Annotated in this window: 12 protein-coding genes; 5 read left to right on the forward strand and 7 right to left on the reverse strand. The window is 73.1% G+C overall.

Features of this window, described 5'->3' with window-relative positions; translation table 11 throughout:
- Window positions 1-3: 3 nt before the first annotated feature.
- From IAG44_RS25145 to IAG44_RS25170, 6 genes are all read right to left on the reverse strand, one after another.
- Window positions 4-2184, reverse strand: coding sequence for a bifunctional glycosyltransferase/CDP-glycerol:glycerophosphate glycerophosphotransferase (locus IAG44_RS25145; protein WP_187749336.1), 2181 nt, complete (start codon window positions 2182-2184; stop codon window positions 4-6).
- Window position 2185: 1 nt separating this feature from the next.
- Window positions 2186-4429: a bifunctional glycosyltransferase/CDP-glycerol:glycerophosphate glycerophosphotransferase gene (locus IAG44_RS25150; RefSeq protein ID WP_187749337.1), complete on the reverse strand. Its 2244-nt coding sequence runs from the start codon at window positions 4427-4429 to the stop codon at window positions 2186-2188.
- 119 nt (window positions 4430-4548) lie between these two features.
- Window positions 4549-5391, reverse strand: a complete 843-nt coding sequence (locus tag IAG44_RS25155; protein WP_246562063.1) for a carbohydrate ABC transporter permease — start codon at window positions 5389-5391, stop codon at window positions 4549-4551.
- Entirely contained in the window at window positions 5388-6668 is a 1281-nt protein-coding gene (locus IAG44_RS25160) for a carbohydrate ABC transporter permease (RefSeq protein WP_343075749.1), read from the reverse strand. Before IAG44_RS25160 ends, IAG44_RS25155 begins: the two co-directional genes overlap by 4 nt.
- A gap of 37 nt (window positions 6669-6705) precedes the next feature.
- On the reverse strand, window positions 6706-8082 hold the full coding sequence (locus IAG44_RS25165) for an ABC transporter substrate-binding protein (protein ID WP_187749340.1): 1377 nt from the start codon (window positions 8080-8082) through the stop codon (window positions 6706-6708).
- A gap of 211 nt (window positions 8083-8293) precedes the next feature.
- Complete coding sequence (locus IAG44_RS25170; protein WP_187749341.1) at window positions 8294-12586, reverse strand: FHA domain-containing protein; 4293 nt, start codon at window positions 12584-12586, stop codon at window positions 8294-8296.
- Between the two features lie 425 nt (window positions 12587-13011).
- Here IAG44_RS25170 and IAG44_RS25175 point away from each other — a divergent pair, with 425 nt between their 5' ends.
- The 4 genes from IAG44_RS25175 to IAG44_RS25190 all read left to right on the forward strand — a co-directional run bounded on the left by IAG44_RS25175 (window position 13012) and on the right by IAG44_RS25190 (window position 18538).
- A complete protein-coding gene (locus tag IAG44_RS25175; protein ID WP_187749342.1) occupies window positions 13012-14766 on the forward strand; it encodes a serine/threonine-protein kinase in 1755 nt (584 codons plus the stop codon).
- Between the two features lie 112 nt (window positions 14767-14878).
- Complete coding sequence (locus IAG44_RS25180; protein ID WP_187749343.1) at window positions 14879-16108, forward strand: serine/threonine-protein kinase; 1230 nt, start codon at window positions 14879-14881, stop codon at window positions 16106-16108.
- A 57-nt stretch (window positions 16109-16165) separates the two neighbouring features.
- Window positions 16166-17272 (forward strand): peptide chain release factor 2, encoded by a 1107-nt coding sequence (prfB, locus tag IAG44_RS25185; protein WP_187749344.1) that lies wholly within the window; start codon window positions 16166-16168, stop codon window positions 17270-17272.
- Between the two features lie 306 nt (window positions 17273-17578).
- Window positions 17579-18538: a hypothetical protein gene (locus tag IAG44_RS25190; protein ID WP_187749345.1), complete on the forward strand. Its 960-nt coding sequence runs from the start codon at window positions 17579-17581 to the stop codon at window positions 18536-18538.
- A 123-nt stretch (window positions 18539-18661) separates the two neighbouring features.
- Here IAG44_RS25190 and IAG44_RS25195 read toward each other — a convergent pair whose 3' ends face one another.
- Window positions 18662-18853, reverse strand: coding sequence for a hypothetical protein (locus IAG44_RS25195; protein ID WP_187749346.1), 192 nt, complete (start codon window positions 18851-18853; stop codon window positions 18662-18664).
- Window positions 18854-19120: 267 nt separating this feature from the next.
- Here IAG44_RS25195 and ftsE point away from each other — a divergent pair, with 267 nt between their 5' ends.
- Window positions 19121-19810, forward strand: a complete 690-nt coding sequence (ftsE, locus tag IAG44_RS25200) for a cell division ATP-binding protein FtsE (protein ID WP_187749347.1) — start codon at window positions 19121-19123, stop codon at window positions 19808-19810.
- Window positions 19811-19838: the final 28 nt, after the last annotated feature.

Genomic DNA, 19838 nt, shown 5'->3' on the forward strand with positions numbered 1-19838 from the left:
CTGTCAGCTCCTGACCGACGGGGCGGGGGTCCGCTCGGCGAGCGGGATCACGGGCGGCAGCGCCTCCGGGGGCTCACCGAGCAACACCCGCCGCACGACCCGCTCGGCGGCGCGTCCGTCGTCGAACTCGCAGAACCTGGCCCGGAATTCGGCCCGCAGCGCCGCCGACTCCCCGGACGCGTACGCCTTCTCGGCGAACACCCGCGCCAGTTCCTCCGGCGTCCGCGCCACCGGGCCCGGTGGCTGCGCCGGCAGGTCCAGGTACACGCCCCGCGTCTCGGCGTACACCTCCCAGTCGGGCGCGTACACCACGATCGGCCGGTCCAGGTTGGCGTAGTCGAACATGATCGAGGAGTAGTCCGTCACCAACACGTCGGCGGCCAGGCAGACTTCCTCCGCCGACGGATGCCCGGTGACGTCGACGACCCGCCCGGCACCGAGCCGCACGCCCCGGTCGTAGTAGTAGTGCGCCCGCAGCAGGACGACGACGTCCTCGCCGGCCGCCTCGCAGAACTCCCCGAGATCCAGGCCGGGTTCGAAACCGGCGTGGTAGTCGCGGTGCGTCGGGGCGTACAGGACGGCCGTCTTGCCGTCCGGGACGCCCAACGCCCGCCGGAGCGCGGCGACTTGGTCAGCGGTCGCGGTGTAGAAGACGTCGTTGCGCGGATAGCCGTACTCCAGGTGCTCGTACGAGCCGGGGAAGGCGCGCTCCCAGACCTGGGTGGAGTGGGAGTTGGCCGACAGGTTGAAGTCCCAGCGGTCCACCTTGCGCATCAGGTGGGTGTAGCTGCCGGTGACCGAGGCGACCACCGGGTACGTCGCCTGGTCGACGCCCATCGTCTTCAGGGGCGTGCCGTGCTGCGTCTGGAGGTGGACCGCGCCCTCGCGTTTCACCACGCTCGCCGCGAAGTTGGCGTTGTTCACCAGGTACGTCGCGCGGGCCAGCAGCTCCCCGGCGCGGCGGCTGCCGAGTGTCGCGTGCTCGACGCCCTCGGGGACGGCGCTCTCGCGGCCCGGCTCGACCAGGAACACCGACCTGATGTGCGGGGCGAGTTGGACGGCCTTGGCGTGGATCGCGGCCGGGTTGCAGGCGTAGCCCCGGCCCCAGTAGGCGCAGTACACCGCCAAGTGGGGGTCCAGCGGAGGCGGTTGGGGTGTGCGCTTCGGGAGCGGGAGGCGGGGCGGCTTGATCGCCGACACCTTGTGGTGCGTTCGCCGCATCGCCCGGAACAGGGCGAACGCGCCGAACCGCAGCAGCACGTGCTGCACCCCGAGGCTCCCGCCCGGCCTGCGGAAACCGGCGGGCAGGTAGCGCCGGTACATCCGTCCCGCCCGCCGGAAGAACGCCCGGCGCCGCCACCCCGTCAACCGGTCCGGATGCGCGGCCGTCTTGAGGACGGTGGCGAAGAGCTGCCCGAACAGCGGCCTCAACCGCTCGGCGGGCAGCCGGAGTTCGACCGCCCGCCACAGCACCAGCTCGGCCTGGTCCAGGAGCTGGAGGTGGTGCTCGCCCGGCAGGTTCAGCCGCCCGCCCTGCCGGCGCAGCAGATGCCGTACGACCACCTCGCGCAGCAACGCGACCCGCTCGGCGTGCAGAGCGGCCAGCCCCCCGAAACCGATGTCGGTGAAGTGACCGTCGGGGAACGTGATCTGATGCGCGATCAGAAACTCCCGCCGGTATACCGCGCTCCACGCCGGCTGCTCCACCCCGGTGAGATGCGGGGCCTGCGCCGGGGCGAACACCCCCTTCGGCGCCCGGAGTTTGGCCGTCGGGTTGGACGGCTCGCCCTCCCACCAGGGCAGGCGCTCGTGCTCGGCGTGCAGGACGTCCACCTCGCCGGTCTCCGCCAGCCGCGCGGCCACGGCGGCGAGGGCGTCCGGCGCCAGACGGTCGTCCCCGTCGAGGAACAGCACATACGCCCCGCGCGCCGTGCGGAGACCGGTGTTGCGGGCCCCGGACAGCCCGGCGGACGGCGGGGAGTGGACCAGGCAGAGCCGGGCGTCCCGCTCGGCGTACCCGGCCACCACGGTCGCGGCCGGGCAGCCGGGGCCGTCGCACACCACGACCACCTCGACGTCCCGGAAACGCTGGGCGAGGACGGAGTCCAGCGCGAGGGAGAGCCGGCCCGCGACACCGTGGGACGGGACGACGACGCTGAACCGGGGCGGGCACGCGTCCGCCACCTCAACGCCCCCGCACCGGCACCGAGTTGCCCTCCACCGGCCGGGGGATCCCCGCCCGCGCCGGCGCCGCGGCACTGCGCCCGGTCAGCGGCACGACCGGCGGCAGCGTCGCCGGGTCCTCGCCCAACACCACGCGCCGCACGACGCGTTCGGCGGCGCGGCCGTCGTCGTAGGGGCAGAAGCGGTCGCGGAACGCGGCGCGCAGCTCGGCGGAGCGGGAGCCGCGCCAGTGGCCGGTGGCGAAGATGTCGATCAGCTCGTCCTCGCTGCGCGCGACCGCGCCGGGCGGGAAGGCACGCAGGTCGAAGTAGGTTCCCCGGGCCGCCTCGTACGCCTCCCAGTCGTCCGCGTGGACGACGATCGGCCGGTCCAGGACCGCGTAGTCGAACATGATCGACGAGTAGTCGGTGACGAGCGCGTCCGCCGCGAGGCACAAAGACTCGACGCTCGGATGGTCCGTGACGTCGATGACCCGGCCGCCGCGCGGCAGGACGTCCGGCTGCCAGTAGTGCGCGCGGGCCAGGATCGTGAACCCGTCGCCGAGCCGGGCGAGGACCCGCTCCAGGTCGAGGGAGACGCGCTGAGAGCGCCGGTAGTCGCGGTGGGTGGGGGCATACAGGAGGGCGACCGTGTCGTGCGGGATGCCCAGGGAGGCACGGATGCGCGCGACGTCGTCCGAAGTCGCCTGCAACAGAAGGTCGTTGCGGGGGTAGCCGGTCTCCAGGGTCTCGTAGCCGCCGGGGTAGACCCGCTGCCAGGTGAGGGTGGTGTGCCGGTTCGCGGAGACGACGTAGTCCCACTTGTCGACGCCCCGCAGCAGCTCCGCGAAGTCGATGTCACGGCCGGCCGCCGGGTGGTCCTGGAGGTCGAGGCCCATGTGCTTGAGCGGGGTGCCGTGCTGGGTCTGCACGAAGACCTGGCCGGGCCGCTTCACCAGCCTGCGGTCGAAGTTGACGTTGTTCACCAGGTACTTGGAGCGGGCCAGCGCCGTCCAGTACGCGGCCGTGCCGGGCGCGATGCGGCGCGGGCCCGGCGGAATCGTGTGCTGGTAACGGGAGTTGGCGATCCACGCCGTGCGCACGTGCGGCGCGAACACCCGGAACGCCGACTCCAACGCGCCCGGGTTGCAGCCGTACCCGCGCCCCCAATACGCCGAGAAAACCGCCGAGTCGGTGCGCAGGGGGAGCTTCAGCTGGACGCGGTAGTGGAGTTGGAGGAGCGCGGCCCGCAGCGCGCGCAGGGCCTTCGCGCACAGCCGTCCGGTCCGCTCGCGCAGCGCCATCGCCGCCTGCACTACCCGGTAGGTGCGGTGCATGCCGAAGTGGACGAGGGAGTGGCGCAGCCGGGAGCGCAGCGGGACCCTGGCGCCGGGGACCCGGTAACGGCGGTAGTGGGCGCGGGCGTTGCGCAGGAACTCGGCGCGGTCCTCCCGGGGCAGGCGGCCCGGCCGGGTGAACACCGTCGAGAGGTGGTCGACCATGCGGCGGAACAACACCGGCTTCCAGCGGGCGAGTTCGGGACGCTGCTCGACGTACGCGAAGACGCGGTCGTACTGGTCGAAGACGTCGAAGTGCTTGCGGCTCGTGGTGGAGAGGATGTTGCCCTGGCGGCGCTGACGGTAGTGGACGCACGCGCGGTCCAGCGTCGCGATCGACTCGGCGGCCATCAGCGCGGGGTAACTCCAGGGAGTGTCCTCGTAGTACCCCGGAGGGAAGACGAGGCCCGCGCGGGCGGCGAAGTCACGGCGGACGGCCTTGTTCCAGGCGACCATCAAAACCCGCAGCAGCCCCGGCCGGTCCTCCAGCCGGAACGGGGCCGGACCCTGCTCGGTGAGCTGCCCCGCGAACGCGGCACGGGTGCGCTCGCCGCTCCAGTGGACGTTCGCGTGGTCGTAGACCAGGACCTCCGGCTCGCCCGTCTCCTTCAGCCGGTCGGCGATCGCCCGCAGCGCGTCCGGGACGAGGGTGTCGTCGCCGTCGAGAAAGACCAGGTAGTCGCCGCGGGCCCGCGCGATCCCGGCGTTGCGGGCCGCGCCCAGACCGGCGTTCTGCGGCAGGCGCAGGGCGACCACGCGGGCGTCGCGGGCCGCGTACTCGTCGATGATCTCGCCGCAGGCGTCCGGCGATCCGTCGTCCACGGCGATGAGTTCGAAGTCGCCGTACGACTGCGACAGCACGGAATCGAGGCATTCGTGCAGATACGCCTGGACCTGGTACGCGGGGACGATGACACTGAACCTGGGCAAGGGGGACATCCATGGGTCGGCGCGGGCGTTCTGCCCGGCAACGCGCTCCCACGTGCGTTGGTTACGCAGGGTTACGGCATCCGGGGGACGCGCACGCCACCCGGATGCCGTACAGCCGTCTACTTCACGGCTCCCGCCATCACCCCCGACACGAACTGCCGCTGGAACGCGAAGAACACGGCCAGCGGGATGACCATCGAGATGAACGCGCCCGGCGCCAGGATGTCGATGTTGTTGCCGAACTGCCTGACCTGCGTCTGGAGCGCGACCGTGATCGGCTGGCTGTCGGCGTCCGTGAACACCAGCGCGATCAGCATGTCGTTCCACACCCACAGGAACTGGAAGATGCCCAGGCTCGCGATCGCCGGACCGCCCAGCGGCAGCACCACCCGTGCGAACAGCCGGAGTTCACCCGCCCCGTCGAGCCGCGCGGCCTCCAGGAGTTCACGCGGGATCTCCGCGAAGAAGTTGCGCAGCAGGAACACCGCGAACGGCAGCCCGAACCCCGTGTGGAACAGGATCACCCCGAACACCGAGCCGAACAGCCCCAGTTTCCCGAAGAGTTCGGCGATCGGGATCAGCGCCACCTGCACCGGCACCACCAACAGGCCCACCACGCCCAGGAACCACCAGTCCCGCCCCGGGAACTCCATCCACGCGAACGCGTATCCGGCGAGCGCCCCGATGACGACGACCAGCACCGTCGCCGGCACCGTGATCAGCACCGTGTTGAGGATCGAGTCCGTGATGTCGCTGTTCTCCAGCAGCTTCTCGTAGGCCCCGAAGGTGAGTTGGGACGGCTCGGCGAACACCTTCCACCAGCCGCTCGCGTTCATCTCCTCCGGCGTCCGCAGCGACGACAGCAGCAGCCCGATCGTCGGCACCAGCCAGAACACCCCGACGACGACCAGGACGACGCGGACGGCGCCGCTGTTGACCTTCTCGACCAGTTTCGCGATCACCGCCGCACCTCCCGCCGCAGCCGCCGGACGTTGAACCACATCACCGGGATGACGAGCAGCAGCAGGAACACCGCGATGGCGCTCGCGACCCCGGGCTGGTCCTCCGAGAAACCCTTGCGGTACAGCTCGAGGGCGAGGACGTTCGCGTCGTCCTGCGAGGAACCCGGCGCGATGATGAACACCAGGTCGAACACCTTGAGCACGTTGATCATCAGCGTGACGGTGACGACGGCGAGGACCGGCGCGAGCATCGGGACGGTGACGCGCCGGAACACCTGCCACTCGTTCGCCCCGTCCACCCGCGCGGCCTCCATCAACTCCCGTGGCACGCTGGCCAGTCCGGCCGCGATGAGCACCATCGCGAACCCGGCCCACATCCAGACGTACGAGCCGATGATCGCCGGTGTCACCAACGACGGGCCCAGCCAGTCGAGTCCGTTGTACGGCTCGCTGAAGTTGCTCGCGGGCAACCGCAGTTGAGCACCGTCCGCGGAGTCGGGCAGCGTGAACGAGCCGTCGCCGCGCGCCGTCGTGGACGCGACGACCTTGCCGTCCTTCACCGCCTCGACGCGCATCCCGGCGTACCCCAACTCCTCGGCGTCCGGCTGCCCGAGGCGTCCGACGCCCTTGCCGCGCGTGAAGTCCTGCCAGGCGACGCCGGTGACCTTGCCCGGCTCCGGCGCCCTGAGCGCGGCGCGCTTCGCGTCGTCCGGCATCTGGTCGGGGGCGACGCCGACCAGCGGCAGGGTGACCGGATCGCCCACGCTCACCGGCGACTTGGTGATGAAACCGCCCCCGTCCGCGACCAGCGGCGACTGGCGTCCCGGGTGCGCCTTCGGGAACGCCGAGGACTGGGCGAACGTGTCGTGCACGCCCACCCAGACCGCGTTCGCGACCCCCTTGTCCGGGTCCTGGTCGTACACCAGCCGGAAGATGATCCCGGCCGCGAGCATCGAGATGGCCATCGGCATGAAGACGACCAGCTTGAACGCCGTTCCCCAGCGCACCCGTTCGGTCAGCACCGCGAAGATCAGACCGAGCGCGGTGGTCAGGGCCGGCGCGAACACCACCCAGATGACGTTGTTCTTCAGGGCCGTTCGGATGCCGTCGTCCGTGAAGAGCGACTGGTAGTTGTCGAATCCGGCGAAGGTGTCGCCCGACTGGTCGTAGAGACTCCTGACGACCGAGTACCCGATCGGGTACACCACGAGCGCGCCGAGCAGCACCAGGGCGGGCAGCAGGAACAGTGCCGCGACCGTCCGCCTGGTGCCGGTCACGCTCCTCCTCGACGTGGCCGAATGAGCTGACATCGAATCAGTTCCCGTACGCGGCGGCGGCGTTGGCTTCCAGCTTCGCCTGCGCGCCGGCGACGTCGGACGGGTTCTTCAGGAAGTCCTGGAGGTCCTTCCACTCACCCTTGCCCGGTGTCCCGCCGAACGCCTGCGGCGCCTGGTCCGACATGTCGAAGCGGAAGTCGTCGCCCGCCTTGATCAACGCCTCGGCGATGGTGCGCTGCACGTCGTTCGGGTACGCCGAGAAGTCGACGTTCTTGTTCGGCGAGAGGTAACCGCCCAGCCCCGCATGGACGGTTGCCGCGTCAGGCGAGGCCAGGAACGCCGCCAGCGCCTGCGCGCCCGGCGAGTCCTTGAAGAGCACCGCCGCGTCACCGCCCGAGACGACCGGCACCGTGTCGCCGACCTTCGGGAACGGGAACACCTTCGCGTCGGTGCCGATCTCCGACTTCGTCTGCCCGATGTTGACCTGCGCGAAGTCGCCCTCGTAGACCATCGCCGACTTCGGCTGGTCGCCGCCGGTGAACGTCTGCGTCACCGCGTTGGGGAACTGGAGTTGCAGCGAACCGTTCGCGCCGCCCGCCAAGTAGTCCTGTTTCCCCCAGACTTGGGCGAGCGTCTTCAGCGCCGTGGCGACCGACGGGTCCGTCCACTTGATCTCGTGCCTGGTCAACTGGTCGTACTTCTCGGGGCCCGCCTGCGAGAGGTACACGTTCTCGAACCAGTCGGTGAGCGGCCAGCCGTCCGCGCCCGGTACGGAGAACGGCGTCACTCCGGAGTCGTAGACCGTCTGCGCGGTGGCGAGGAGTTCGCTCCACGTCTTCGGCTCGGTCGCGCCCGCGTTCTCGAAGACCTTCGCGTTGTACCAGACCAGCGACTTGTTGGCGGCCTTGTAGTAGACGCCGTACTGCTTGCCGCCCACCTTGCCGATGTCCTGCCAGCCCTGCGAGTAGTTCTTCTGGACCTCCTTCAACGCGTCGCCCGTCACGGGCTTGGCCCAGCCCCGGTCGACCGCCTGCTTGATCGCGCCGGGCTGCGGCAGCAGCGCGATGTCCGGCGGTTTGCCGCCCGCGATCTTCGATCCCAGGAAGTTGATGATCGGGTCCTGCGCCGGGACGAACGTCACCTTCGCCCCGGTCCGCTTCTCGAACTCCGCCAGCACCTTCTTGAAGTTCGCCTGCTCGCCGCCCGACCAGACGGCGGCGACCTCCAGCGTGGTGCCGTTCAGCTTGGGAAGCGTGAGCCCGCTCCCCGTCGTCGTCTCCGTTCCCTTGCTGCTGCTCTCGCCGCCGCTCGGGCTGTCGTCGTCGCTGCCGCACGAGGTGAGCGAGAGCGTCAGGGCTCCCGCGAGAAAGGTCGCCGCGGCTGTCTTCACGGTTCTGCTGGTGCTGCTGCGCATCACTGCCCCGTTCTTCGTTCGTCGTCGAACGTCGAGCGTTGTCCCGTGGGTTCACTGGCTGATGGACTTCGGTTGTACGGGTCTACGACTTCGGTCCTACGGGTCTACGCCGGGCGGGTGGGGTCGGCAAGAGCGCATACGGTGTCAAGCGGGTGATTGTGACGGCGTCGTGATGACGGAGGGTGCCCGCCCGGACGTCCCTGAGGCCCCCTCAGGTCGCCAGCAGCGAGGGCACCTCCGCCGCCGAGACCTCCCTGGCCGCCCGCTCCAGCGCGCTGGCCAGGAGCGCGAGGTCGGTGGGGCCGTTGCCCAGCTCGCGCACCGTGCGCCGGGCCGGCGGATCGCCCATCCGGTGCCACTCCAGGGGCGTGACGGTCGGCCGCAGCGTCGCCGTACGGGGGATGCGCCCGGTGACCCGGCCGCCCTGGAACAGCGCCGTACGGCCGTCCGGCGTGGCCAGGCGGCCCCGGCCCGCCGCGGGCTCGTCCGGGGCCGTCCCGGGCGCCTCCAGGGCGATCCTCAGCGTCGCCCGGCGCGCGGGCTCCGACTCGGCCGTCCGCCCGCCCGGCCCGGTCGCGGCCACCAGGTGCACGCCGAGCCGCGCGCCCTCGCGCGCGACGGCCTCCAACGCGCGCGTGACCGACCCCGCCGACGGGCGCCCGGGGGAGCCGAGCGCCGGGGAGACCAGCGCGTCCAGGTCGTCGACGACGACGATCAGGCGGGGGAGCGGCGGCGCGACGTCCGCGTCCCGGCGGGACTTCGCGGCGCCGGGGCGCAGGCGCAGGGTGGTGCTCGGCGGGGCCTCCAGATCGGTCGCGCCCTGGGGCGCGCCCTGGGCGGGGACGGCGTGGCCGGGGGCGCCCTGCGCCGTGGCGGGCTGCGGCTGGCGCGCGGAGGCGCCTTGCGCGGAGGTGGCCTGCGACTGGCGCGCGGAGGCGCCCTGGAGCGTCGTCGTGCGCTGGTTCACGAGACGGCCCGACAGGGAGCGGTGGGTGTGCCAGTCCGTGAAGTCGGTGCGGCCGACGAGTTCGGCGCGGCGCTTCAGCTCGGACGTCAGCGACTGCGCGAACTCCCGCATGACGACCGGGTCGTTGGCGGTCAGGTGCGTCGTGACGTGCGGCAGGTCCGTGCACACGCGCAGACCCTCGCCCGAGCGGCCGATGCTGTCGCGGCCGTCCATCAGGACGACGCTCAGCCGGTCCGGACGCTCGGCCGCCGCCAGCGACGCGACGACCGCCCGCAGCAGCTCGGTGCGCCCGCTGCCGGCCGGCCCCTCGATCAGCAGGTGCGGGCCGTCGGCGACGAGATCGGCGGCGACCGGCCCGCGCGCGCCCGCGCCGAGGACGGCCAGCGCACGCCCGCCGACCGCGTCCGCGTCGTCGGCCGCGTCCGCCCAGCGGGCCATCAGCGACGCCGGAGTGGCCCGCGCCAGCCCTAGCTCGTCCAGCAGACGGGCCGACTGCGGCAACGGGACCGCCACGCGCGCGTGCCGGTCGCCCGCCGTCGCGTCCGGCCGCAGCGGGGCCAGCGCACGCGCGAACCGCTCGGCCCACGCGGCGGACACCGCGTCCACCGCGCCCGCGGTCCCCTCACCCACCGGACCGCCGCCCGGCGCGACGCGCGCGAGCCGCAGCACCGTCGCCACGTCCCCGCCGAGCAGCCCGACGGCCCCGCACTCCCGGAACAGCGGCACGACCGCGCAGGCCGCCTCGTACGCGCCCGCCACGGGCAGCGCCAGCGACCCCGGGTCCGTCTCCGACAGCACCAGCACATGGATCCCGGCCTCGGGGCCCCGCCGGACCAGCCGGACCAGCGCCTCGCGCAGCGCGGGCGTGCCGGGATCGCCGTCGACGACCACGACCGTGTACGGGCCCGGGAACACCGGCGCGCTCCCGGGCTTCGCCCAGGAAGGACGGCGGGCGGGCTCCTCGGCGCCGTAGGGGTGGCCGGTGCCCTCGGGGGCGTCCGTGGGGGCGTGGCGGTGGGGTTCGTCGGGGTGCGGGCGGCGGGACTGGGCCGGGAGGGGGACGCCGGCCGCGTGGGCGTCGGACGTCGCGGAGGCGGCGTGCGCCGGGGCGCTCGCGCGGGGCCGATCGCCGGGCGTCGCCGGGTGCTCGGTGGCGCCTCCCGCGCGCGGGGCCTCCCGGCCGTCCAGCCTGTGCAGCAGCTCCGCCACGCGGGCCGTCGCCTGGTCGTGGTCGTGGGCCAGGAGGAGACGGCACTCCTGGGAGTGCGCGGGGCGGACGTGCGGGAGCCAGCCGAGCCAGGACCACTCGGCGGTGCGCTCGGCCGGCGGGCGGGCGCGGTCGGTCGTGAGGAGGACGATCTCCAGGGTGTCCGGCGAGTGCAGCGCCGCGAACTGCGCGAGGACCGCGCGGGCCAGCCCCGACAGCCGGGGACGCGGACCGGCCAGGCCCAGCGCACCCGCCTCGCGCAGCGCCGCCGTGACCGGGACGACGGGCAGGACGGCGCCGTCGGCCGTCGGGCGGTCGGCCGTGGCGAGCCGGACCGTCAGGAACTCCGGGTGCCCGGGGGCCCGCTCCCACAGGCGCGGGCCCGGACCCAGCGCGGTCAGCAGCAGCGCGGCCGGGTCGGGCCAGATCTCCGGACCGGGCGAGGCGACGACCGGCGGCGCCCCGGCGGACACGCGCTCCCCGGCGTCGTACCCTTGCGGCCCGCTCGCCTCCTGCGCGTTCCGGTTCCCGGTCAGCCGCCGCGCCCACGCGGACAGGCCCCCACGCTTACGGCCGCCCTGCGGCACATCCCCGTGCACACCGTCCCCGGCGCGCATACGCGAGGCGTTCTGTGCGGGGCGGTCGACGCCGTCGGCCGGGGCCGTCACGGGGGAGCCGATGCCGGAGCGGCCACCGTGGGTGTCGCCGGAGGAGTTGGGGGAGCTGGGGGAGGCCACGGCGGAACCGCCGCTGGGGGCACCGGCACCGGCAGGGGAACCGGGGCCGAAGGAGGAACCGGCGCCGGCGGCAGGGCCGGCACCGGAGGGTGAGCCGGGGCCAGAGAGCGAGCCGGCACCGGAGAGACGCCCGCCGAGGGGACGGGCGCCCCTGGGCAGCGTGCCGTCGAACCGGGCGCGGCCGTCACCCGAGGCGCGCCCGTCGGCCCCGGCGCGGCTGTCAGCCTCGGCCCGGTCGTCGCCCCCGGCATGTCCTTGAGCCCCGGCGTACCCCTGGTGCCCGGAGCCCTGGGTCCCGGCGTACCCCTGGGCCCCGGAGGGCCCGGCATAGCCGTCGAGGCCCGCGCGGTTCGCCGCCCCGCCCTGAGGGGCCGTCGGTGAGCCCTGAGCCCCGGACTCCGCGTGGCGCCCCGACCAGCCGGGACCCGCGCCCCCGGCGCGACGTTCCGCCCCGGTCCGCGTCTCAGAAGCCGCGTGACCGTCCGCCTCCGCGTGCCTGGTCCCGCTGCGGCCGTCCGCCCCCGCCGGGTCTTCGGCGCCCGCGTGGCTCTCCGCCCCCGCGCGCGCCTCACCTCCCGCACGGTTCTCGATGCGCGGCGCACCCCCCTGCCCCGGCACCGACAGCCCCCCGCCGGCACGGGAACCCCGCGCCCCGGCGTCAGAGCCGTCGCCCGCCTCCGCAGATCTGCCGCCCGCGTGCGAGCCCCAAGCCCCGGCACCAGAGCCATCGCCCGAGCCCGCAGGTCTGCCGTCGGTGCGGGAGCCCCGCGCCCCGGCACCAGAGCCGTCGCCGGAGCCCGTCGGCCGGCCGTCGCCAGTGCCCGTCTGCCAGCCTTCGCCGGAGCCCGTCGGCCCGCCCGCGCGTGACCCCCACTCCGGGGCCAGCGTGCCGTGGGCGTGTCCGGTCGCACCGTTCTCGCCCCCCACGCGCACGGGCGCGACGCGTACGTGTCCCTCGCCGTCCGGGGTCGTCGTCACGCGGGCCGTGGCGTCCCCGGTGGGCGCGAGGCGCAGGGCGGACTCGCCGAGGCGCAGGAGCGCGCCCGGCGGGAAGAGGGCCGGGCGGTCGGTGACGCGGACGCCGTCGAGGGTGGTGCCGTTGGTGGAGCCGAGGTCGGTGACGGTGACGCGCCCGTCGGGAGCGAGGGTGACCGCGCAGTGGACGCGGGAGACGTCCGGATCGTCCAGGGGCACGTCCGCGTCGGTGGAGCGGCCGACGCGGATCTGGCCGCCGTGCAGCAGGTGCACCCCGCCCGCGTCGGGGCCCGCGACGACGTGCAGGCGGGCCGGGGCGTCGTCGATCTCGGGGTGGGCCTCGGGGGCGGCGGGGACGCCGAGGGAGAGGACCGCGCCGTCGATCAGGGGCGGCTCGCCGAGCGTCGTGCGCGTCGTGTCCAGCCGCTGCTCGCCCGCGTACAGGACGACCGCCCCGCTTCCGGGAGCCTCGCCCGTCACGGCGGACGACAGCGCGGCGGCGACCGCCGAGAGCGCCGTCCCCGCGGGTGCCGTCACCAGCACGTCGCAGCTCGCTGCCTGACCCCGGGTCTCGGAGGCCGGGGCCTGCGGGTCTACGACGGTCAGCCGGATCTGCATCGCCGTCAGCGGTCCCTTCTGCCCCGGGCGGTCTTCCCCCCACCCCACACGAGCACGTCGGCCAGTACTGGGGGCATCCTCGCACCTGTCACCGACAACGCGGACGCCACCGGCGGCCGAGTGATCTTGATTGGTCGGCTCTGCCCGCAAAAGTGCCGGACGGACGGTCCGCCGCTGATCACTTGAGATCCGTCACGTTTCGGGCCTGGCAACCAACGGACCGGAGAACGCGTCTTCCCGGTGAAACCGGAGGACTTCCCGGTCCCACCCGGTCATTCACTGTCAGGGCGTTGACAGGCCCCTCCGAACGCGCGCGGGAGGACGCTCGTACCCATAGCCGGAGGACAGTCCCCTCCCGGGGCCACAGCACTACAGTGGGTCGGAACACAAGCAGGCATATCGGCAATCACCAGGGAGCGCGTGACGTGCGGCCAGTCGGCAGCAAGTACTTGCTTGAGGAGCCGCTAGGACGCGGCGCCACGGGCACCGTCTGGCGTGCCCGCCAGCGGGAGGCCGCCGGCGCCGAGGCCGCCGTGCCCGGACAGCCCGGTGAGACCGTCGCCATCAAGGTCCTCAAGGAGGAGCTGGCGAGCGACCCGGACGTCGTGATGCGGTTCCTGCGCGAGCGCTCGGTCCTGCTGCGCCTGACGCACCCGAACATCGTCCGGGTCCGCGACCTGGTCGTCGAGGGCGACCTGCTGGCCCTGGTCATGGACCTCGTCGAGGGCCCCGACCTGCACCGCTACCTGCGCGAGAACGGCCCCTTCAGCCCGGTCGCGGCGGCCCTGCTGACCGCCCAGGTCGCCGACGCGCTCGCGGCGAGCCACGCGGACGGGGTGGTCCACCGCGACCTGAAGCCCGCCAACGTCCTGCTGCGCCAGCACGGCGGCCAGATGCACCCCCTGCTGACCGACTTCGGCATCGCCCGCCTCGCCGACTCCCCGGGCCTGACCCGCACCAGCGAGTTCGTCGGCACGCCCGCGTACGTGGCGCCCGAGTCCGCCGAGGGCCGCCCGCAGACGTCCGCCGTGGACGTCTACGGCGCGGGCATCCTGCTGTACGAGCTGGTCACCGGACGCCCGCCGTTCTCCGGGGGCTCCGCCCTCGAAGTCCTCCACCAGCATCTGAGCGCCGAACCGCGCCGCCCCTCCACCGTCCCGGAGCCCCTGTGGACGGTCATCGAGCGCTGCCTGCGCAAGAACCCCGCCGAGCGCCCCGGCGCGCAGAGCCTCGCCCGCGCGCTGCGGATCGTCGCCGAGGGCATCGGCGTGCACGCGAACTCGACGCAGATCGCCGCCGCCGAGGGCGTGGGCCACGTCCTCACACCCGACCCGGCCCCCGCGGCCGTCCCGGGCGCCGACGGCTCCGCCGACCCGACCCAGGTGCTGCCGCACAGCGCGCCCGGGGGCGCGTACGACCCGAACGCCGCCACCAGCGTGCTCCCGCACACCGGCGCGCCCCAGCCCGCGGGCGCCGCCGACCCCACCGCCGTGCTCCCCCAGACCGGAGCCGCGGACCCCACGGCGGTCCTTCCGCCGGTCCCGCCGGGCCAGCAGCAGGGACCCGGCCCGCAGGAGCCGCACCCCTGGCAGAGCCAGCTGCGCGCCGCCCGCGACCGCAACGAGCAGACGCAGGTCCAGTACCTCGACCCCGGCGAGGACCCGCTGCGCCGCCGCCCCCAGCGGCAGGTCGCGCGCCCCCACCAGCAGCCTCAGCAACACCCCCAGCAGCCTCCGCAGGGCCCGCCGCAGGGCCAGGGACGCCCGCCCCAGGGCGGCCGGCAGGGCGGCCCCTCCGTTCAGGCGTACGGCTACCAGCAGCAACAGCAGTACGCGCCCCCGCAGCAGCAGTACGCCCCGCAGCAGCCCCCGCCCCAGCAGCAGCGGTACGCACCCGCGCCCGCGCCGGAGCGCCGTCCCCAGCAGCGGCCCGCCCCGGAGCCGCGCGAGCGCGAACCCCGTGAGTCGCGCCGCCGCAGCGCCAACCCGATGCGCATCCCCGGGCTCGGCTGCCTCAAGGGGTGCCTGTTCACGATCCTCATCCTGTTCGTCGCGAGCTGGCTGATCTGGGAGTTCTCGCCCCTCCAGGACTGGATCGGCAGCGGCAAGGGCTACTGGGACCAGCTCACCGACTGGTTCAGCTCGGTCACCGGATGGTTCGACTCCGTGGCGGGCAACTGATCGCCGAGTTTGGGGATTTGTCGACATCCGACGGGTGATTTCCGTCTCCGCTGCGAAGGTTGGCTCTCCGGACGCGTACGTTTGACCGCAACACGCGTCGGTAGGAGCAGTCTTGGCACGGAAGATCGGCAGCCGGTACACCGCCCACCAGATCCTGGGGCGGGGCAGCGCCGGCACGGTGTGGCTCGGCGAGGGCCCCGAGGGGCCCGTCGCGATCAAGCTGCTGCGCGAGGACCTGTCGTCGGACGAGGAGCTGGTCGGCAGGTTCGTGCAGGAGCGCACGGCGCTGCTCGGGCTCTCCCACCCGAACGTCGTCTCCGTACGGGACCTGGTCGTCGACGGCAACGACCTCGCGCTGGTCATGGACCTGGTCCGGGGCACGGACGTCCGCACGCGCCTGGACCGCGACCGGCGGCTCGCGCCCGAGGCGGCCGTCGCGATCGTCGCGGACGTCGCCGAAGGGCTCGCCGCCGCGCACGCGGCAGGGGTCGTGCACCGCGACGTGAAGCCCGAGAACGTCCTCCTGGACATGCAGGGCCCCCTCGGGCCCGGCGGGTCCCACCGGGCGCTCCTGACGGACTTCGGCGTCGCCAAGCTGATCGACACCCCGAAGCGGACCAAGGCCACCAAGATCATCGGCACGCCGGACTACCTGGCCCCCGAGATCGTCGAAGGGCTGCCCCCGCGCGCGTCCGTCGACATCTACGCCCTCGCGACCGTCCTGTACGAACTCCTCGCGGGCTTCACCCCGTTCGGCGGCGGCCACCCCGGGGCCGTCCTGCGCCGGCACGTCACCGAGTCCGTCGCGCCCCTGCCGGGCATCCCCGACGAGCTGTGGCAGCTCCTCGTCCAGTGCCTCGCCAAGGCGCCCGCCTCGCGCCTGCGCGCCTCCGAGCTGGCCGCGCGCCTGCGCGAGCTGCTGCCGTCCCTGGCCGGGATGCCGCCCCTGGACGTCGACGAGCCCGAGACGGAGCCCGCCGAGGCCGTGCCGGACGACCAGGAGGCCGACGCCGCCCCCAAGGGCGCCGTCCGCAGGGGCGCGGTGCCGCTCGTGCCGGGCGCCAAACCGGACTCCAACCGGGACACCCACACGTCCATGCGCGTGCCCGCGGCGGACGAGCTGGCGGGCGGCGCGCACGGCACCGCGCGCGTGCCCCGCACCGCCGGGGCGCCCCGGCCGGGGTCCGCGCGCAACCGGCCCTCCGCCCGGCGCCGCCGGGTCGTCATCAGCGTGGCCGGGGCCGCCGTCGCCGCCGCCGTCGGAGTGGGCGCCTGGTTCGTGACGTCGGACGGCGGATCCCCCGCGCAGGAGACCGGGAACTCGTCGCCCGCGTCGCCCTGAGGCCCTTCGTCCGGCGGCAGCGGCACCGCTGTCAGTGGTTGCCGTTAGGCTGGGGGTGTGGCAGTCGTCGATGTATCCGAAGAGCTGAAGTCCCTCTCCTCGACCATGGAGTCGATCGAGGCCGTCCTGGACCTCGACAGGATGAGGGCAGACATCGCCGTGCTCGAGGAGCAGGCGGCGGCACCGTCCCTGTGGGACAACCCGGACGAGGCGCAGAAGATCACCAGCAAGCTGTCCCACCTCCAGGCCGAGGTCAGGAAGGCGGACACCCTGCGCGGTCGGATCGACGACCTCGCCGTCCTCTTCGAGATGGCCGAGGAGGAGGACGACCCGGACACGCGCGCGGAGGCCGAGTCCGAGCTGGCGTCCGTGCGCAAGGCGCTGGACGAGATGGAGGTCCGTACGCTCCTCAGCGGCGAGTACGACTCCCGTGAGGCGCTGGTCAACATCCGCGCGGAGGCCGGTGGCGTGGACGCCGCCGACTTCGCGGAGAAGCTCCAGCGGATGTACCTGCGGTGGGCGGAGCAGAAGGGCTACAAGACCGAGCTGATCGAGACGTCGTACGCCGAAGAGGCCGGCATCAAGTCGACGACGTTCGCGGTGCACGTCCCGTACGCGTACGGCCAGCTCTCCGTCGAGCAGGGCACGCACCGGCTCGTGCGGATCTCGCCCTTCGACAACCAGGGGCGCCGTCAGACGTCGTTCGCGGGCGTCGAGGTGCTGCCGGTCGTCGAGCAGACGGACCACGTCGAGATCGACGAGTCCGAGCTGCGGGTCGACGTCTACCGGTCCTCCGGGCCCGGCGGGCAGGGCGTCAACACCACGGACTCCGCGGTGCGCCTCACCCACCTGCCCACCGGCATCGTCGTCTCCTGCCAGAACGAGCGCTCGCAGATCCAGAACAAGGCGACCGCGATGAACGTCCTCCAGGCGAAGCTCCTCGAGCGCCGCCGCCAGGAGGAGCAGGCCAAGATGGACGCGCTCAAGGGCGACGGCGGCAACTCCTGGGGCAACCAGATGCGTTCGTACGTCCTGCACCCGTACCAGATGGTCAAGGACCTGCGGACCGAGTTCGAGGTCGGCAACCCGGAGGCCGTCTTCAACGGCGAGATCGACGGGTTCCTGGAGGCCGGGATTCGCTGGCGCAAGCAGCAGGAGAAGTAGGTTCGTAGTTTTGTCGACAAGGCAATCGCCCCTGAATCAGGGGCGATTGCCTTTTGTCTGCCCTGGTGTCTGGGTTTTACGTCACACTCACAGATTCCGACACCCGGCATAGCGCGCGCACCTGGACATTGCGTACGCAACGGCCTTGACGGTGCTGTGAAAAATCGGGAGGGTGCAATCTGGCACGCGTTGTACGCGAGGCGTATGTGAACCGGGGGGCGTGGCTCGACTCAGCCGTCCCCCGTCGATCACCGCCACGACGACGCTGTCCCTCCTCGACGAACAGCTACTGGGGGTAGCAGCCATATGACCAAGAAGACGCGCGTCCGTATCGCGCGTATAGCCGCCGGCTCCGTCATCGCGGCCGGCGCGTCCCTGACGGTGGCCGGCATCGCCTCCGCCGACCCGGGCGACCCGCCGCCGCCGGGCGACGACTGCACGATCGTCATCTGCACGGACCCGCCGACCACCGGCGGTACGACCGGCGGTGGCTCGACCTCGGGCGACCCTTCCACGAGCGGTTCCACCTCGGGTGACCCGGCGACGACCGGTTCCACCTCCGGCGACCCGTCGACGACCGGCGGCTCGACCTCGGGCGACCCCTCCACCAGCGGTTCCACCTCGGGTGACCCGGCGACGACCGGTGGCTCGTCCTCCACGGGCGGCTCCACCACGACGACCGGTGGTTCCACCACGACGATCGGTGGCTCGTCCTCCATCGGCGGTTCGTCGTCGACCGGTGGCTCCACCACCACGACCGGCGGTTCCACCACCACGGGCGGTTCGTCGTCCACCGGTGGCTCCACCACGTCCGGCGGCTCCTCCAGCACGGGCGGCTCGTCCACCACCGGTGGTTCGACCACGTCCGGCGGCTCGGGCAACAACGGCGGTTCCGGCAACAACGGCGGCGGTTCCGGCAACGGCGGCAGCGCCTCCGTCGGCGCCACCACGGGCGGCTCCACCGACGGCGGCTCCAGCCTCGGCACCGAGTCCACCGGCGGCTCCTCCAGCGGTTCCACCACCGGCCCCTCCACCCAGGAAGAGGGCAGCTCCGCGCTGACCGACACCTCCTCGACCGCGGGCTCCGGCTCCAGCGGGTCGTCCTCCTCCGAGGCCACCGCGCAGGGCGGCAACGAGGAGCTGGCCGAGACCGGTGCCGGGCAGACGATGTTCCTGGTGATCGGCGCGGCGACGATGATCGCCGGCGGCATCGGCTTCCGGGTGCTCCCGCGCCTCGTCGAGGGCCGGGGCGGCGCGGCGGCCTGACCCCGCGCGGACGGCCGTCCCCGCACGGGCGGCGGCCGTCACCCCACGTAGCAGTGAACGAGGCCCGGAGCCACAGCTCCGGGCCTCTTCGCTTCGGCTCGCGCCCGCTCTCCGGCCCGCCCGCTACGCGGTCTGGTGGGCCAGCAGGGCCACCGCCGCGATGAGGACGACGAGTGCGGCGACCAGCGCTGCGGGGCTCAGCCCGCCCAGCCAGTTCTCCTGCTGCAGCCGTTCGCGGTTCGCCCGGCACACCGGGCACCGGCCCTCGCTCACGGGCGCCGCGCAGTTAGCGCACACCAGCCGGTCGTACGTCATGCGCTCGCCCTCCTTCGCACCGGTTCTGCTCCCTACAACGCCCGGCGAATCGGATCCGTTCCCCGCCCTCCCGCCGCGCCCTTCCCTCCTACTGTGCCAGGTTCCGCCAGGACCCGCGCCGGATCGCCCCGTACGAGGGCACGCACCCCTTCACCGCCCGCGCGCAAATACCCACAAGCCACACCCAACAGTGACGGGCGCCTGCGCTCCCTTACCCGGTTCGCGTATGGTCACGCTCATCTACCCCCGGCGACCCGTGGTGCACCCGTGATCCGATTCGACAACGTCTCCAAGGTCTACCCCAAGCAGACCCACCCCGCGCTCAGGGACGTGTCCCTGGAGGTGGAGAAGGGCGAGTTCGTCTTCCTCGTCGGCTCCTCCGGCTCCGGGAAGTCCACCTTCCTGCGGCTCATCCTCCGCGAGGAGCGGTGCAGCCACGGCCAGGTGCACGTCCTCGGCAAAGACCTCGCGCGGCTGTCCAACTGGAAGGTGCCGCAGATGCGCCGCCAGCTCGGGACGGTCTTCCAGGACTTCCGCCTGCTGCCCAACAAGACGGTCGCGGAGAACGTCGCCTTCGCCCAGGAGGTCATCGGCAAGTCGAAGGGCGAGATCCGCAAGTCGGTGCCCCAGGTGCTCGACCTGGTCGGCCTCGGCGGCAAGGAGGACCGCCGCCCCGGCGAGCTGTCCGGCGGTGAGCAGCAGCGCGTCGCCATCGCGCGCGCGTTCGTCAACCGTCCCAAACTGCTGATCGCGGACGAGCCGACCGGCAACCTCGACCCGCAGACCTCCGTCGGCATCATGAAACTCCTGGACCGCATCAACCGGACCGGTACGACGGTCATCATGGCGACGCACGACCAGAACATCGTCGACCAGATGCGCAAGCGCGTCATCGAGCTGGAGAAGGGCCGCCTCGTCCGCGACCAGGCCCGCGGCGTCTACGGCTACCAGCACTGACCGCCCCCAGGTCCCACGGAAAGGCTTG

Origin of the sequence: Streptomyces roseirectus (assembly GCF_014489635.1) — a bacterium.
Lineage (GTDB): Bacteria > Actinomycetota > Actinomycetes > Streptomycetales > Streptomycetaceae > Streptomyces > Streptomyces roseirectus.

What these genes read in the sequence shown, in the direction of transcription:
- IAG44_RS25190 (WP_187749345.1), top strand. Translation starts at nt 17,579, where the DNA reads ATGACCAAGAAGACGCGCGTCCGTATCGCGCGTATAGCCGCCGGCTCC.
- IAG44_RS25195 (WP_187749346.1), bottom strand. Translation starts at nt 18,853, where the DNA reads ATGACGTACGACCGGCTGGTGTGCGCTAACTGCGCGGCGCCCGTGAGC.
- IAG44_RS25170 (WP_187749341.1), bottom strand. Translation starts at nt 12,586, where the DNA reads ATGCAGATCCGGCTGACCGTCGTAGACCCGCAGGCCCCGGCCTCCGAG.
- IAG44_RS25165 (WP_187749340.1), bottom strand. Translation starts at nt 8,082, where the DNA reads ATGCGCAGCAGCACCAGCAGAACCGTGAAGACAGCCGCGGCGACCTTT.